Source organism: Paraburkholderia largidicola, assembly GCF_013426895.1.
Lineage (GTDB): Bacteria > Pseudomonadota > Gammaproteobacteria > Burkholderiales > Burkholderiaceae > Paraburkholderia > Paraburkholderia largidicola.
In genome coordinates this window covers 2193990-2209240 of the sequence record NZ_AP023175.1, presented here as the reverse complement: position 1 = coordinate 2209240, position 15251 = coordinate 2193990, and the positions used below count along the sequence as shown (strand labels likewise).

17 protein-coding genes, 1 pseudogene and 1 riboswitch are annotated in these 15251 nt (G+C 60.1%); of the genes and pseudogenes, 8 read left to right on the top strand and 10 right to left on the bottom strand.

All coding sequences use genetic code 11. The features are described from left to right. Positions 1-13: 13 nt before the first annotated feature. On the bottom strand, positions 14-1153 hold the full coding sequence (locus PPGU16_RS26515; RefSeq protein ID WP_180725218.1) for a branched-chain amino acid ABC transporter substrate-binding protein: 1140 nt from the start codon (positions 1151-1153) through the stop codon (positions 14-16). A gap of 145 nt (positions 1154-1298) precedes the next feature. Between PPGU16_RS26515 and PPGU16_RS26510 the strand changes: the two genes are divergently transcribed. After that, the gene (locus PPGU16_RS26510) at positions 1299-2222 is read left to right on the top strand and encodes a LysR family transcriptional regulator (RefSeq protein WP_180723351.1); all 924 of its coding nucleotides are present in this window, start codon (positions 1299-1301) and stop codon (positions 2220-2222) included. A gap of 11 nt (positions 2223-2233) precedes the next feature. Here the strand turns inward: PPGU16_RS26510 and speB are convergent, their stop codons facing one another. Next, positions 2234-3211 (bottom strand): agmatinase, encoded by a 978-nt coding sequence (gene speB, locus PPGU16_RS26505; RefSeq protein ID WP_180723350.1) that lies wholly within the window; start codon positions 3209-3211, stop codon positions 2234-2236. Between the two features lie 294 nt (positions 3212-3505). Beyond that, positions 3506-3595, top strand: a riboswitch (glycine riboswitch). A 146-nt stretch (positions 3596-3741) separates the two neighbouring features. Between speB and PPGU16_RS26500 the strand changes: the two genes are divergently transcribed. Together PPGU16_RS26500 and PPGU16_RS26495 are read left to right on the top strand one after the other, a co-directional pair. Beyond that, positions 3742-5019: a D-amino acid dehydrogenase gene (locus PPGU16_RS26500; RefSeq protein ID WP_180723349.1), complete on the top strand. Its 1278-nt coding sequence runs from the start codon at positions 3742-3744 to the stop codon at positions 5017-5019. 220 nt (positions 5020-5239) lie between these two features. Then, a complete protein-coding gene (locus PPGU16_RS26495; protein ID WP_180723348.1) occupies positions 5240-5551 on the top strand; it encodes a DUF4148 domain-containing protein in 312 nt (103 codons plus the stop codon). 109 nt (positions 5552-5660) lie between these two features. Here the strand turns inward: PPGU16_RS26495 and PPGU16_RS26490 are convergent, their stop codons facing one another. The 4 genes from PPGU16_RS26490 to PPGU16_RS26475 form a co-directional block, all read right to left on the bottom strand. Next, positions 5661-6275 carry a hypothetical protein gene (locus PPGU16_RS26490; protein WP_180723347.1) on the bottom strand — a complete coding sequence of 205 codons (615 nt, stop codon included), beginning with the start codon at positions 6273-6275 and terminating at the stop codon, positions 5661-5663. Positions 6276-6323: 48 nt separating this feature from the next. After that, positions 6324-7097 (bottom strand): molybdopterin-dependent oxidoreductase, encoded by a 774-nt coding sequence (locus PPGU16_RS26485; protein ID WP_180723346.1) that lies wholly within the window; start codon positions 7095-7097, stop codon positions 6324-6326. A gap of 2 nt (positions 7098-7099) precedes the next feature. Next, entirely contained in the window at positions 7100-7693 is a 594-nt protein-coding gene (locus tag PPGU16_RS26480) for a cytochrome b/b6 domain-containing protein (RefSeq protein WP_180723345.1), read from the bottom strand. A 183-nt stretch (positions 7694-7876) separates the two neighbouring features. Continuing rightward, positions 7877-8206 carry a cupin domain-containing protein gene (locus tag PPGU16_RS26475; RefSeq protein ID WP_180723344.1) on the bottom strand — a complete coding sequence of 110 codons (330 nt, stop codon included), beginning with the start codon at positions 8204-8206 and terminating at the stop codon, positions 7877-7879. 105 nt (positions 8207-8311) lie between these two features. On the opposite strand from PPGU16_RS26475, the gene PPGU16_RS26470 reads away from it, so the two are divergent. Then, complete coding sequence (locus tag PPGU16_RS26470) at positions 8312-9181, top strand: LysR substrate-binding domain-containing protein (RefSeq protein ID WP_180723343.1); 870 nt, start codon at positions 8312-8314, stop codon at positions 9179-9181. Positions 9182-9242: 61 nt separating this feature from the next. Here the strand turns inward: PPGU16_RS26470 and PPGU16_RS26465 are convergent, their stop codons facing one another. After that, positions 9243-9365, bottom strand: coding sequence for a YciI family protein (locus PPGU16_RS26465; RefSeq protein WP_243460665.1), 123 nt, complete (start codon positions 9363-9365; stop codon positions 9243-9245). 129 nt (positions 9366-9494) lie between these two features. Here PPGU16_RS26465 and PPGU16_RS26460 point away from each other — a divergent pair, with 129 nt between their 5' ends. From PPGU16_RS26460 to PPGU16_RS26450, 3 genes are all read left to right on the top strand, one after another. After that, on the top strand, positions 9495-9839 hold the full coding sequence (locus PPGU16_RS26460; protein ID WP_180723341.1) for a BON domain-containing protein: 345 nt from the start codon (positions 9495-9497) through the stop codon (positions 9837-9839). Between the two features lie 145 nt (positions 9840-9984). Beyond that, positions 9985-10944, top strand: coding sequence for a catalase family peroxidase (locus PPGU16_RS26455; RefSeq protein WP_180723340.1), 960 nt, complete (start codon positions 9985-9987; stop codon positions 10942-10944). A 339-nt stretch (positions 10945-11283) separates the two neighbouring features. Then, on the top strand, positions 11284-12036 hold the full coding sequence (locus PPGU16_RS26450; RefSeq protein WP_180723339.1) for a response regulator: 753 nt from the start codon (positions 11284-11286) through the stop codon (positions 12034-12036). Here the strand turns inward: PPGU16_RS26450 and PPGU16_RS26445 are convergent. Next, positions 11978-13831, bottom strand: coding sequence for a hybrid sensor histidine kinase/response regulator (locus tag PPGU16_RS26445; RefSeq protein ID WP_180723338.1), 1854 nt, complete (start codon positions 13829-13831; stop codon positions 11978-11980). The genes PPGU16_RS26450 and PPGU16_RS26445 overlap by 59 nt on opposite strands. A gap of 401 nt (positions 13832-14232) precedes the next feature. Between PPGU16_RS26445 and PPGU16_RS26440 the strand changes: the two genes are divergently transcribed. Then, the gene (locus PPGU16_RS26440; protein ID WP_180723337.1) at positions 14233-14553 is read left to right on the top strand and encodes a DUF4148 domain-containing protein; all 321 of its coding nucleotides are present in this window, start codon (positions 14233-14235) and stop codon (positions 14551-14553) included. A gap of 49 nt (positions 14554-14602) precedes the next feature. Here PPGU16_RS26440 and PPGU16_RS26435 read toward each other — a convergent pair. Both PPGU16_RS26435 and PPGU16_RS26430 read right to left on the bottom strand, forming a co-directional pair. Next, positions 14603-14716: pseudogene (locus tag PPGU16_RS26435) on the bottom strand (SDR family oxidoreductase); the annotation flags it as partial. Positions 14717-14904: 188 nt separating this feature from the next. Next, a complete protein-coding gene (locus PPGU16_RS26430; RefSeq protein WP_180723335.1) occupies positions 14905-15249 on the bottom strand; it encodes a DoxX family protein in 345 nt (114 codons plus the stop codon). Positions 15250-15251: the final 2 nt, after the last annotated feature.

Sequence of the window (15251 nt, the reverse complement as noted above, 5' to 3'; positions counted from 1 at the left end):
CGTCCGCTTCGATCTAGGGCTGGGAAGAGGCCAGCGGCGTTGGCTCACCGTTTCGATAGGTATAAATGGTGATCGGCGAATCCTTCAGGTCGCGATTCTGGTCGAAACGATAGTGCCCTGAAACCCCCTGAAAATCGATCCCAGCAAGTGCGGCGCGGTACTGTGCCGGCTCGATCGCATTGGCCTTTTGCATGGCCCGCGCGACGATGTTCATGCCGTCGTATAACGCAGCGCTGTAGGTCAATGGATCGGTATGGAAGCGCTGCTTGTAATCCGCCTTGAACTGCCGCCCTTCCTGCGTTTGATCGAGAACGGGGCCACCCTGCGGACAGTACACGCCTGCATCGACCGTGTCCCCGCCGACTTTCGCCAGTTCGGCATTGCACATGGCGTCGCCGCCAAGCAGGTAGCCGTTCATCGCGAGGCGTTTCATCTGCTTGCGCAGCGCCCCGGCTTGCGCGTAATAGCCGCCGTAGAAAATCCCTTCCGCGTTCGCGCCTTTGATGTGCGTGAGGATCGAGACGAAATCGGTCGCTTTGTCGGTCGTGTATTCCCGATCCACGATCTCGATGCCGTTGGCTTTGGCTGCGTCGATATATTCGTCGGCGAGGCCCTGACCGTACGCTGTCCGGTCGTCGATCACGGCGATCCGTTTGATCTTCAACTTTTTGGCCGCAAATTCGCCCATGCGGCTGCCAAGCTGCGTGTCGCTCGCGGAGATACGAAACACGTACGGATAGCCGTGTTGCGTGATCGACGGGTTCGATGCGACGGTCGCCATCACGATCCCCGCGACATTCACCAAACTTGAAATCGGAATTGCGACGCCCGAATTGAACGGCCCAAAGATGACCTTCACGTTGTCGTCGACGAGGCGCTGCGCAACCGTCATACCGGTACGCGGATCGGCGGCATCATCTTGCGAGACCAGTTCGAAGCGGGTCTTCCGACCACCGATCACGAGCCCCTGGGCATTCAGCCGCTCGATCGCCATCCTGACGCCGTTTTCATCGTCCTTGCCGATGGCGGCCTGCGGGCCGGTCAAGGGTCCCGTCAAGCCGATCTTCACCACCTGCTCCTCCGTCGCCGCGTGCGCCGACACCATCGTCAGAACGACTGCCGCCAACCATGCGCTTGCGCTCAATTTTTTCATCGTGCTCTCCTCACATCGTGAAGTATCAACTCGCCCTGCCTCCGGAGGCAGTTGAGAGCAATTCTGCGTAGCCAAATTCCCCAATAAAATGCACCATTGATGAAACACATTTCGGCAATTTCCGAAGTAACCGAGGGACCGTACGATGCAAGTTCAGGACACAGATCTCAAGCTGTTGCGGATCTTCGAAACCATCGTCCGTTGCGGCGGCTTCGCCGCAGCACAACCGATGCTCAACATCGGCGCATCGAGCATCAGCGAATACATGTCGCAACTGGAGACACGCCTCGGACTACGGCTGTGTGAGCGCGGACGCGCGGGTTTCCGGCTGACGGACGAAGGGGCGGAGCTGCACGCCGCCGCACAGCGTCTGCTCGGCGCGGTCGATACGTTTCAGATGGAAGCCGGTACGTTGCGCAATCAGCTTTCGGGTGTCTTGCGCTTCGGCATGATCGAAGCAACCTTGACCGACAAATACTCGCCGCTGCCGACAGCGATCCGTGAGTTCGGCCAGATGGCGCCCGACGTCCGTCTGCATGTGCAGATCGACACGCCTGGCAGCATGGAGCAGCACGTTCTGGACGGGCGACTGCATCTGGCCGTGGGGCCATTTCCCGCGCAGATTCCCGGTCTCGACTACTTGCCGCTCTACAGGGAGGAACAGGGGCTCTACTGCGCATCGACGCACCCGTTATACGAGCGGGCGAGCGGCCGTGTCCCGTTGTCGGTGCTAAGCAAACAACGCCTCGCTGCGCGTGCTTACCTTGGCAGCCAGGAACTCAAGCTGCTGCACATGACAGAGGCCGCGGCCTCGGTCGACAACGTCGAAGGCCGCGCGATGCTGATTCTATCGGGCAACTACGTGGGCTTTCTGCCGCCTCACTATGCGCAGCCCTGGGTCGACAGTGGACTATTGGCACGCATCGATCCCGAGCACTATGTGACGCATCTGGATTTTCAGATCATCACGCGCAAAGGCGCCGAATCGGCGCGAGTCGTGCAGGCGTTTAGCAACCAGCTGCGAGCGGCGGCCAGGAAAGTCAGCCGGACCGCACGCAGCAGCAAATAGCTAAACAGAACTTAGCGGGAAAGGTTTCGTTTGACTTTGCGTTGATGCATTACGCGGCCAATCGTATTCAGCAGCAGTTGCGCCGCCAGGATCGACGTCGAGCCCGAATGGTCGTAGTCCGGTGCGACTTCCACGAGGTCGATACCGATCACGTCACCCTGCTCGGCAAGACCAGCGAAGAGTTCGAGTCCTTCGTAGTACAGCAGGCCGCCGTGGCTCGGCGTGCCCGTGCCGGGCGCGATCGACGGATCGAAGCCGTCGATATCGATGGTCAGGTAATAACGGACGCCCTTCGGGATACGGTCCAGGACGCCCTGGATGCCGAGGCGTCTAAGGTCGCGCACCGAGATAATGTCCGAGCCCATCTCGCGTGCCTGGGCGTAGCCTTCGCGCGCAGTCGACGAGACATTGCGGATGCCGATTTGCGTCATGCCGGACACCACGCTTTTTTCCGCCGCGCGCCGCAGCGGATTACCGTGGCCATGGCGCACACCATGGCGCTCGTCGACGAAATCGAGGTGGGCGTCGATATGGACGATGTGAAACGGCTCCTGACCTTCGAACGCATTGATGCACGGAATGTTGATCGAATGATCGCCTCCCATCACCACCGGCAACGCCCCCGCCGCCAGGATCTTGCGCACGCCGTATTCGATGTTGGCGTGACTCTTCTCCGTATTGGTGTGCACCATGTCCGCATCACCGATATCGACAATGCGAACTTCGTTGGTGGGCAAGTACACGACGTCGTCTTCGAAGTCGTACGCGCCGCCGTGTCCGAATGAGAACAGCGTCGACGCGTCCCGGATCGAGCGCGGACCAAACCTTGCGCCCGCCCGCCACTGCGTGCCGCAGTCAAAAGGAGCGCCCATCACTGCGACATCCGCATCGATTTTGTCCCAGTCGAGACACAGCGGAGACTTCGCGAACGTGCAGATTCCAACAAAGGGCAAATTGAGCCGACCGGTTTCGTAGCTATTTTCAGACATGATATTGCACTCGTCCTGTTGATCGTTCAGATAGGTGCGGCGCACCAGGCGCCTTCTTCACGGCCGGAGCATCGTCCGTTGTGACGAGCCGGCTGTGCATCTGGAACTGAGTCTAGGCAAACAGATTCGACGGAAAAATGCCCAATATCAGAAACACACTTCGGGAGAATCCGAAGCATCCCGGACACCGCCTGATCGCGACGGGGCCGCCACGCACCGATCATGATGTTGAGTACCGTCTATTTGAAAAGACTTGCCGTCGTTTCTTTGAGGTAGTAGCCTTGCGCTGTTCTACAACGAAGCACGGGAGAGATCGTCCACCGCGACGACGCCGACGGAGCAACCGCCCCGGAAACTCTCAGGCAAAAGGACCGTGCAGCGAGAACATCTGGAGAGCGGCGCTTGCGCGCCCACCGAAGGGGAGCGATTACCGTAGCCGGTAATGGCGAAACTCTCAGGTACATGGACAGATGGGGCATTGACGCCGGTAAACATCGGCCGGCGATGCTCAACCAACACTGGACCATGTCATGTCCCATATTGCCATCATTGGCGCCGGAATTACGGGCGTCACCACTGCTTATGCCCTCGCCCGGCGCGGTTATCGCGTCACCGTTCTCGAACGTCATCGCTATGCGGCAATGGAAACGTCATTTGCCAACGGCGGTCAACTATCGGCCAGCAACGCCGAGGTCTGGAACAGCCGCTCCACAGTGCTGAAAGGCCTGCGGTGGATGTTCAACCGCGACGCGCCTCTCCTGATGAATCCGAAGCCGAGCTGGCACAAGTACAGCTGGATCGGCGAGTTCCTGCGCCAGATTCCGAACTATCGCAGCAACACGATCGAAACGGTGCGGCTAGCCATCGCTGCACGCGAGCACATGTTCTCTATCGCGGAGCGAGAGCACATCGATTTCGACCTCGAACGACGTGGCATCTTGCATTTCTATGCCACCCGCAAGGAGTTCGACGCCGCGACAAAGGTCAATGCATTGCTACGTGAAGGCGGTCTTGACCGGCGCCCGGTGACACCCGACGAAATCCGCGCCATCGAGCCGACGCTTCATGGGCAGTTTCACGGCGGCTTCTTCACCGAGTCGGATTCGACGGGCGACATTCACAAGTTCACGCGTGGACTTGCTGAAGCCTGCGTGCGTCTGGGTGTCGAGTTCCGCTACGACACGACCGTGCAGTCCATTTCCGAAGCCGCAGCGGGTGAATTGACGATTGCTTCCGTGCACGAAGGTCAGATTGATACGCAGAGCTTCGACCGCGTAGTGATCTGTGCGGGTGTCGGAAGTCGTGCGCTAGCCGCGTATGTGGGAGACCACGTGAACGTTTATCCGGTGAAGGGTTATTCGATCACCGTGTGCCTCGACGACACAGCAAGCCAGCACGCCGCGCCTTGGGTCAGCCTGCTCGACGACAACGCCAAGATCGTCACCAGCCGTCTCGGCGTCGATCGCTTCCGTGTTGCTGGAACGGCTGAGTTGAATGGCCTGAACCGTGACATCCGCTCGGATCGAATCCAGCCTCTCGTCAATTGGACACGCACGCATTTTCCGGACATGTCGACGGCGCGCGTCATTCCGTGGGCTGGGCTGCGCCCCATGCTGCCAGGCATGTTGCCCAAAGTGGGCCCCGGTCGTCGACGCAACGTTTTCTACAACACTGGACACGGGCATTTGGGTTGGACCCTCTCGGCAGCGACTGCGGAGGCCGTGGCGGAACTCGTGGCCGGTAGTCTGCCCAACTTGACGAGCGTGAAGCCCGCGAGAAAGCGGACGGGCCTGCCCGTCAACGTCTGATAAGCGTCTCCTGCCGACAGCATAGGCCCCGCGTCGCGCGGGGCCTCGATTGTTTTCAGAAGTACGATGATCATTCGAGACGCTGACGTCTGACCTCCTTCTCTTTGTATAGCGCGCCACTTCTGGTGACTGAACTGAGGCACAATAAACGCGGAAGTCACGCGCGACCGGCGATATCGCACCGCTTGCGTTGCGCCAATCGGATGCATGGAGACGCGCTATGGAGAATCTCCCGAGAAACTGGTCGACGCATGCTGCGTTGGCGCTCCTGCTGACTGGATGTGCCGCTGCCGGCGCGCCGCAAAGTGGGCCACATCTGAGCCCAACAGAGTGCCGTGACCTTGCCGCGCTTAAAAGCAACGCGCCTCCGACGAGAGCGCAACAACAAAGCGAGCTCTCGGCGCTGAGGAAAGCGGGCTACAACCCGTCACCATGGAACGACGACCCGAAATTCCCAGAGGATCTACACGCCGCGCAACGCCTCGTCGACCATTGGTTTCAAACGGAGTGCCAGCAGTCTCAACCCGGGTGAAGCTCCGGAGCCGCCAAGAATCTCCTCAGCCCCCGCGAGCAGCAACCGCGCGTCGTATTGCAGCGCAGCGATGTGCCGCCAACGACGCGGGGTCACCCACAAGGCACATTTACATCGGCGGTGCGACGCCGTCCTTTTCAACCACGACGAATTGCGCGCCGTAGCTCCCGCCGCTGGCCGGAGCCGCCACCACGAACACTTTCTTTCCCGCGATCAGATCAGCACGCGTGGCGGGCGCGAGCGTCACGACGGGCACGTTGGCCGGCACCGTGATCGAGTTGCTGCCGCCCTTGTACGAGAGTTTCAGGTCGCGTCCGCTGGTGCTCTCGACAACCGTGTCCACGTTCGCATTCGTCATCGAGCTGTTGGCGCCGAGGTCCCACGCATAGTGACCTTCGCCTGTGCCGCGCGCAGCATCGGGGAACACCAGCACTTCCTTCGCGGTCAACTTGCCGTCGGGACCGGGCGTGGCCGCTGCGCCGACATAGGAGCCCGGATTGATATCGGCGAGCTGGATCGCCTTCACGGCGCTGATCTTCGACGCGTCGCTCATGGCGATCGTCACGGTTTCGCCACTGCGGCGATGCACTGTCAGCGTATTGCCGGAGAACGACACGATGTCCCCACGGATACGCTCGGGCTTCGCCGAAGGAGATTGAGCGAACGATGCACTGGCAAGCGTGAGCGCGACGACGGAAGCAGCGAGCTTGAAACGAATGGACATAAGGACTCCGTTGGTGTGATGTGATTAAAGATATCTGCGGCGTGCGGCTCAGGATCCGCCGAACCAGTTGTAGCCCTGGTTTTCCCAGTAGCCGCCGGGAAATTCGTTCGTCACCGTGATGGCGACAATATGTTTCGGGTTCTTGTAGCCGAGCTTCGTCGGGATGCGCAGCTTCATCGGAAAGCCATATTTCGCGGGCAGAACATTGCCGTCATACGTCAGCGTGAGCAGCGTCTGCGGATGCAGCGCCGTTGGCATGTCGATGCTCGTCCAGTAGTTGTCGGCGCAATGCAGCGCGACGTATTTCGCCGTGGTATCCGCGCCGGCCAGCAAGAGAAAATCCGAGAAACGCACGCCGCCCCATTTGCCGATCGCGCTCCAGCCTTCGATGCAGATATGCCGCGTCACCTGGCTGCGTTGTGGCAGTGCGCTCAGTTCGCCGAGCGTCCACACGCGCCGGCCTTTGACGAGACCCGCGAGCTCGAGCCGATAAGTCCTGGCCTCGACCTCCGGCACCTGATCGATGTCATAGAAAGCGTTGAACGGAAATGGCCGCGTGATCATCGAGTCCGGATACGTCGGCGCGAGCTTGCTTCGATCGAAGAGTCGCGCCTGCGCGTCGTCGTTGAACGAGGACATCGTGCGTAGCAGGTTGTTCACCGACTTGTCGTTCGTCAGATCGCAACCCGACAACAGCGCCAGGCCGCCCAGCGTCAGGATTCGCTTGCCAAAGAGGCGCCTCGAAGAGGAGCCCAGTTCCTTCTGCGCGTCCTTGACGATGGATGCGGCGTCGAGTGTCCGCACGTCTTTATCTGACTTCATGGTTAGCGGCCCCGGATCATGGTAAGCAGCGATCGCGGCACGAGCGCAACCATCACGACATGGATCGCGAAGAATCCAGCGAGCACGCTCATCGCAACGAAATGGACGATGCGTGCATTATCGAAGCCACCCATCAGCGTCCGGAGAACCGGAAACTGCACCGGCTTCCAGATCGTCACGCCGGACACGATCACGAGCGCAATGTCGACGATGACGACGAGGTACGCCAGCTTCTGCACCGCGTTGTACGCGCTGAGATCGCTGTGGCTGAGCTTGCCGCGCAGGGCAGCGACGAGGTCGGTCGCAATCGCGCGCAGGGTGAGGGGGAAAATGGTTCGGCGCAGTCGCCCGGTGAATACGCCTAACGCCAGGTACGCAACGAAGTTGGCGACCAATACCCACATGATCGCGAAGTGCCAGAGCAATGCGCCGCCTAGCCAGCCGCCGAGCGTGATAGCCGCCGGAAAGCGTATCGCCGCGAAGATGGGAGACGCTTCATACACCTGCCAGCCGCTCATGCACATGAGGATCACCGCTGCTGCGTTGATCCAGTGAAAAGCGCGGACCCATACGGGATGAATCGTGGCGTGACTCAAGAAATCCTCGTTGTCTACGGTATGGGAAGCACGTTGCGCGATGCTTCAACGCTCAGCGCTGGCACTACATTTCCGCAGCGGCTTCCGGTTGACTTGAGGATCAGGATCGCAGGTGAATGGCAGCGAGGGTATCGGTCAAATGACCGATGAGCGTAAAGGCGATGTCCGTCGCCCGAACTTCCTTTAAGCGAGCACGATGTCGCGCTCTCCTCCGGACTGGATGTTGATGTACACCACATCATCGAACGTCTCGTTCCTGACGTGGTGAATCACTCCGGGTTCGACCGTGTAATGGTCATCGACGTGTCTTTTGTCGATCAACGCGCCTGTTTTCGTTTCGACAGTGAGCACGCCTTTAACGACGACAAAGCGGTCTCTCACGTTCGTATGGTGATGCCATTCCGTTTCGCCGCCGGGAAGGACCGTGGTCTGGGCGACGGAGTAGTCTTTCTCAATCAGCAGCGTCTTATACCGTACCTTGCTGTTCGCGAGGGGAATGTCCTTGTCATCCAATTTAGCCTCCTGTGAGATGAGGTCTCACTGTAACGTCGAGCTTGCAATCCAGGGTAGCGACGAATTTGTGTACGATGATGTGAGTTAATTCGACGTCTCGACCTCATGCGCCGACTTCCCCCGCTCAATGCGCTTCGCGCCTTTGATGCAACCGCTCGCCAACTAAGCATCTCGGCCGCCGCGCAGGAGCTGCATGTGACCCACAGTGCGGTGAGCCATCAGGTGCGTCAGTTGGAGCAATGGCTAGGAAAATCGCTATTCGTTCGGCATGCAGGGGGCGTGCGCTTGACCGCTGAAGGACAAAGTCTGAAGCAGGCTGTCGATCAATCGTTCTCGATGCTGGTGGCCCGATGCGAGGAGATCGCGGAGCAAGCGCCGATCGCCGAAATCGTGCTCGGCGCACCCGGCAGTTTTTTGGCGAACTGGCTTATCCCGCGGCTCGACCGGTTCGAGGCGAACTACCCAGGTATTCGCGTTCGCTTGCAGACGAGTACGGCGATGGACGATCTGCGACGACAGGTGGTGGACTGTCTGATCGTCAGCGATCGAAACTGGCCAGCGGATGTCGAGGTGGTGAGCCTCTTCGACGAAACCGCCGGCCCTGTCTGCGCGCCGTCGTGGCCTCATCGCATTGCAAAGCCGACGGATCTGCCCAGTCAGCCGTTGCTGCACACCAGTTCACGCCCGCACGCGTGGATGGAATGGGCGTCACGGAACGGCGTTGAACCAGCAATGTTCGCTGAGGGCCGTCGATTCGACCACTTGTCGTTGCTTCTCGAAGCGGCTGCGGCCGGACTGGGTGTTGCTATCGCCCCTGCGTTGCTCGTCGAGCGCGAACTGTCGCAGGGGAAACTGATCGCGCCGCTAGGCTTCGAATCGAACGACGCCGTCTTCGCCTTGTGCGCGATGCGCGGTCGATCGGACAAAGCGTTCTGCGATCTACGTGAATGGCTTGTGAAGGAGAGCGCTGCGTGATCCGGCAGCGGCAGGTAACGCTGCTCACCGAGCAATCGCGCTCGGTGAGCTTCCAGTGATGTCAAGTATGGAAGGGCACCCAAAACATCTTGACTTCGACATTGAGCAAGCCTGACTCCACTGTTGGGTCGTCTGTCGCGATCTTTTGAGCTTCTGCCAGATCCGCTGCCTTGAAAATTGTCATCCCGCCGTCAGCGTCCTCTTCTGCGTAAAGCTGCACTATCATGGTGGACACAAGGAGGGCACACAGGTGTGCCTGCGAAGCCAACCCGAGCGAAGCGCGTTGTGCACGAATCAGGATGTCATAACCGACATGCGAGAACGCAAATACATCAAGAGCCGGTTGCTGATCGTCGCGGCGTTCGCATTGCCTGCGTTCGCTTTCATCGACGGTTGCAAGTCGACCGCGACGCCGGCCGCGAGCGTACCAGGGCAGATCGCCACTGACGACGCGGCACTCGCCGCCCGGGTGAAGCAGGCGCTCACCGCGGACTCAGGTCTGAGATCCTTGCCGATGAGCGTCGCGACGTATCGAGGCGTCGTGCAGTTGTCCGGATACGTCGATTCAGACGTACAGATGCAGAAAGCGCTTGCCGTGACCCGCAGCGTGCCGGGGGTGCAATCCATCAGCAACGATCTCCACCTCAGGCCGCAATAAGACGCCCTCGCTGGAAGCATGATCGTTTCCTCCGGTTCATAAGTGTTTGTCCGTAACGGAAAGTCGGATTCGACGGTAGAGCGCCTAGAGTGGATGTACGCGTTCGATCCGCGACGAATCCCTTCCGATGACCCGGAGGTTTTGCATGAGCCATGCACCGGCAGACAGCCTGCCAGGCCCGGCAGCAGCCGGAGAAGACTACGCTACGCTCGCGAGCGAGATCGTTGACATCTTCTACAAAATCTACGGAAACCATCCGGGTTTCCGCGTCAATCACGCGAAAGGAATCGTCGCGGAAGGCAGCTTCGTCGCGACGCCCGAAGCGGCGGCATTGAGCCGCGCCGCGCTCTTCGACGGCAGCAGCATTCCCTTCACCGTGCGCTTTTCGAACGACGGCGGCTTTCCGGCCGTCCCGGACGGCGCACCGGGCAACATCAAAGGCATGGCCGTCAAGTTCCATCCGCCTGGCGGAGGCGAAGTCAATATCGTGATGCTGGCGGTAAAGACCTTTCCGATGGCGACCGGCGAGGGGTTTCGCGATCTGCTGGCGGCTATCAGCGAGAGTCCTGAAGATGCACCGACACCGACGAAGCTGGATGAATTCGCCGCCATCCACCCGACCGTTCCCGCGTCGTTCAATTCTGCCGGGACGCCCGACAGTTTTGCGCACGAGGCGTACCGCGGCCTCAACGCTTTTATTTTCGTCGACAAGGCCGGGCGCAGGCAGCCGGTGCGTTACATCATGAAGCCGGAAGAACTCGTGTATCTGACTGCCGACGAGGCCGCCGGACAGCCACTGGATTTTCTTATCGACGACCTGCGGACGCGCATTGCGAACAAGCCAGTCGTATTCCACTTCACAGCGCAGCTTGCTGAACCCGGTGACCAGACCAAAGATCCAAGCCAGCCCTGGCCCAATGATCGTAAGGTGGTGGACCTCGGTGTATTGACACTTCACAAGGTACGTGACGATAGCCGGCAGGTGCAGAAGGATTTGCTGTTCCTGCCGACCAACCTCATCGACGGAATCGAGCTCTCTGACGACAGGATGCCCGTGATCAGGTCCGCGGTTTATGGAGTGGCGTTCGGGCGACGTAACGGGTGAGGCGGATCACTGTTGTAATGGTCGCCGGGTGGTATCAGCGCCTTCACGCTAGCCGCCTGGCAGCTCCGCAACCCATCTTCCCATGTCGCATTGACATTTTCAGACACTTAAATTTCTCGCGCTCGCCGGAACTGCTGTCGGCGTGACTCTATGTGAACGGCAACTTCGTCTGTCACGGCACACGGTACCGACTTTTCCCATCCTGGCGACACTTTGCTGTCTCAACGGCAAAGCACGTGTAAGATTGTTTGAACACCGCCCATGTGGCTGATTGAGCCGTCATTCGAACGCCGCGCGCTTCATGCGTATGAATGGCATGTGTTGCCGGGAGACGATGCGATGCGCGTACTGCTCGTCGATGATCACGAACTCTTCAGAGCCGGTCTTGCGCTGCTCATTAAAGAGCTTTTCCCGGATGCCGAGCTGCTGCATGCGAATACGCTGTTGCACGGAATCGATTCAGCGATGACGGGGAATCCGGATATTGTCTTTCTGGACCTGGAACTCCCTGACGGGCACGGTTGCGACGCGCTGGCCCGCTTGAAAGACGCACGGCCGTCCTTGCCCGTGGTCGTCATATCGGCAGACGAACGTATGGAGACGGTCGGTCGATGCCTCGAACTCCGCGCGATGGGCTACGTGCCGAAATCGTCGTCGCCTGAGGCACTCCATGCCGCAATCGTTGCCGTGCTCTCGGGTGGCGTATTCCTGCCCGCGGCGAGCATCGCCGGGCTGAGGCACGCGATCGACATGGCCGAGTCACCGGCACGCCAATCACAAAACGCACAGCCTGCGCACCGCAGCGCCGAACCTTGGGACGCTCCCCGCCTCGGACTGACGCCGCGCGAGTACGAAACGCTCGCCTGGCTCGTACGCGGGCTCCCTTCCAAAGCCATCGCATCGAAGATGGGCCTCGAAGACATCACAGTGCGCAAGTACATCAGTCATCTGCTCGCGCACTTCAACTTGCGGCGCCGCACGGAACTTATCGTCATGCTGGCGGACAGGGGCGTTACGCTCGGAACGCTGCCGGTCACAGATCCTTCGCCAGATCAAGATTCATCGGCCGATGAGCGGCAACGAACCGGCTGATCTCAGCGAGCAGATCTTCCGGCGCGGAGGACTTGCGCAATAGCACGAACGGTTCGGGGAAATCGCGAAGGACGCGGTCGGACAGCAATTCGCCCGTGATAAATGCGACCGGAATGACGCCCGCCCACGCGAAGTGACGCCTGATCCGATCGGCAACCTCCTTACCGGTAGCGCCATCGCACAGGCGGATATCCGTGACGATGAGATCGGGAACGCGGCTGTCATCGGCGAAAATGGCCTCGAATCCGGCCATCGAACCGGCCGCCAGCACGAGCGAACCCGCGCTCGAGAAAAGCCGTCGCAGGCCTTCGAGAACGGTTGGCTCGTCGTCACACAGCAGCATGAACGTGCCGTTGAGATCGGAACTGTCGAAGTCGCCGTACTGGTTCCTCCCGACGGCGGGTGTCGATGCCGAGACGGACGCGTAGAGCGAAAAGCGCGATCCTCGCCCTTCGACCGATGCGAAGCTCATGGCGTGTCCCGGCAGCATACGAACCACACGTTGCACGATCGACAACCCCAGTCCCAGCCCTTTCGAACGGTCGCGCCCCGGATTGTTGATCTGATAGTACTCGGCAAAAATCGCCTCCCGATGAGCGGGCGCAATGCCGATTCCAGTGTCCCAGACATCGACGCGCAGCCGGTCATTCAACTGCACCCAGCCAAGCACGACGCCGCCCGACGACGTGTTCTTGATCGCGTTGGAAACGAGATTGGACACGGCTCGCTTGAAGAGCGAGCGGTCGGTCTCGATCGTCGGCGCATTCGCTCGCCGCGCCGCGATTCTGAAATCGATTCCCCGCAACCTTGCCGTCTCCCGATACTGCTCGAAGATCTCAGTCAACAGGTCACGCGTACTGACGGGCGTAACGCGAGGAAAATACGAACCCAACTCGCTATAGGTCTGAATGTCCTTGAACATGCCGACCATGTCGGATGCCGTTTCCTCGATGACATCGAGGTCGCGATCCACCGCGTGTCCTTCTCCGATCTTCGTCCGGGCGCTGCGGATGAAGAGGTTGATCGCGGCGAGCGGCTGCTGGATGTCGTGATACGCGGACGAGAAGAACCGCTCCTTCTCCTTGACTAGCTCCTGCATGCGTCTGTTCTGTTCGTTGACCGCACGCGACGAAGCTTCGACGCGTGCCTTGGCCTCGCGCAAGTCGCGCTGATACATGAATTCGCGCCTTGCCGAACGTTCCAACGGAATACTGACAACGAGCCCGATGGCATACGTCAGCGGCAGGCTCGTGGCGTGCGCAAGCATCGACGACAGGTGCATGCCGAACTTCTCGCCCGGAGGCTGGAAGAACAGCATCAGCAGATAACTCACGACACAAAGCCCGACCAGCCACGCTGCCGTGATCGCCCGAAGCCGGAAGGCCATGAAAATCGTGAACAGGGTAAGTGTCAGGATCGAATAGTGTTCATGCCACGGCAGGTCTACGATCTGCAGCATTCTCAGCGTGGTGAACCAGGCGCTGAGCGTCCACATGCTGAGCAGCCCGACGGCCCAGCGCTCGTCGAGTGCGTACGGAGTCCACAACAGAACGGGCACACCCATGCCGATCGCCCCGGCGATTCTCACCAGAATGAGTTCGTTGTGGTGCAGATAGGTCGGATCGAGTATGTCAAGCCGCGCGAAATCACGGATAGAAAAAACGATCCATAACGCGGTGAAGATTGCGATTGCGAGTCTTCGCTGTCCGGAGAAGCGCTGCGCGTAGTCCATCCGGAACGCGCGTTCCTGAACCACCGAACTGAACCTGCGCACTCCGAAACCTGCCGATCTCATGACGATGCTCGATCAGGAATGTCGCCGTCCGCGGATACGGCAGCGTGCCATCCAGACAGAATAGCAGCACGTCCTTCGAATCCGTATATACAAATGTAGCGGTATCAATGTGCCTGCCGTGCCTGCGAACACCTACATCTTTCGCAGCCCGATTTGCGTGCCTGCCTACTTGCGTGGCTTTCGACGGCATCGGCACTGGCCGACAATCGATGTAAGAGCACCGGGAAACGAGAGTTGAGCCGTCTTCGTAGCGGTCGATCGTCTCAAGAGACCCTCCTCTTCCGAAAATCTACGACAGGCCGAGAGCGGCGAAAGCTCACGGATTGTCCACCAGAGTTCAACTGCCAACTACCGGACCTTGCGCCCGAAACCTGCGCCCGGTCGCTCATGAGGAGGTTGTCATGAAATCCATTGCTATCGCGGTCGCCGCGGCATCCGCGCTTTCGATCCCTCTTGCCGCGTTCTCTCAGAACGATCGGACACCGACGCGTGCCGAGGTACGTGCCGAACTACAGCGGCTCGAGCAGGCTGGATATGATCCAGCCAAAAGCGACGATGCGAATTATCCGAGCGACATCCAGGCGGCGGAGGCACGGATATCGATCGAGGACCCAACCGCGTATGGCGGGGTGGCGTCCGGTTCATCGACGTCCGGCTCTCACGCCGTCGTTCGCCCGGCCTCTGACGAAGAAATGAAGCAGCTTTATTCTGGAGGCCAGTAGCAGCTTCCGATCTGGAACAACCCGGCGCGGTGCCGCCAGATAGCGCAGGTCAGACGTTGTAGCCCCCGTCCGCGTCGAGAATCGTGCCGGTGATGTACGACGCGGCAGGGCTCGCCAGGAAGAGGATCGGAGCGACCACTTCCTCGAGACGGCCAAACCGCTTCACGCACAGCAAGGGACGCCTCGATGTCATTCGGTGCAGGTCCGCTGTTCGATGCGGCGTCGCCGCTCGGGTCGCGCGAAATGATCGAACCTGGCCGCCCACTGCCCTCGCATGAGGGACCGCTTTCCGTGGCACGAGCACGGCCTGTCGGCGTCCCGGCCTCCGTCGCCCTTATGGCGGAGCAAGCCTCAACCGCGGAGCGCCACAGTCGCCACGATGAGCGCCGAGAAGATCAGCGCCGGGGCGAGATGGCGGAACGGCTCCCGATTTCGTAGCAACGTGAAGAGCGCGCCAAACATGATCGCACCCGCCAGCGTCAGGCCTAAAGCTCTTGTGTGTTGTCCAGGAAGAAGTGCTGCACTCAGCAGTTCGAGAGCGCCACAGAGCAACCGAAACCACGCCGGGTAACCCCAGCGCGCGAAGTCGCGCTTCACCGCGCCAGGTCCTGCGAGATTGACAACCCCAGCAACCGCAAACAGAACCCCCGCGATCGTCGCAAGAATCGATTCGAAAGATGCAGTGTCTATGGCCATCG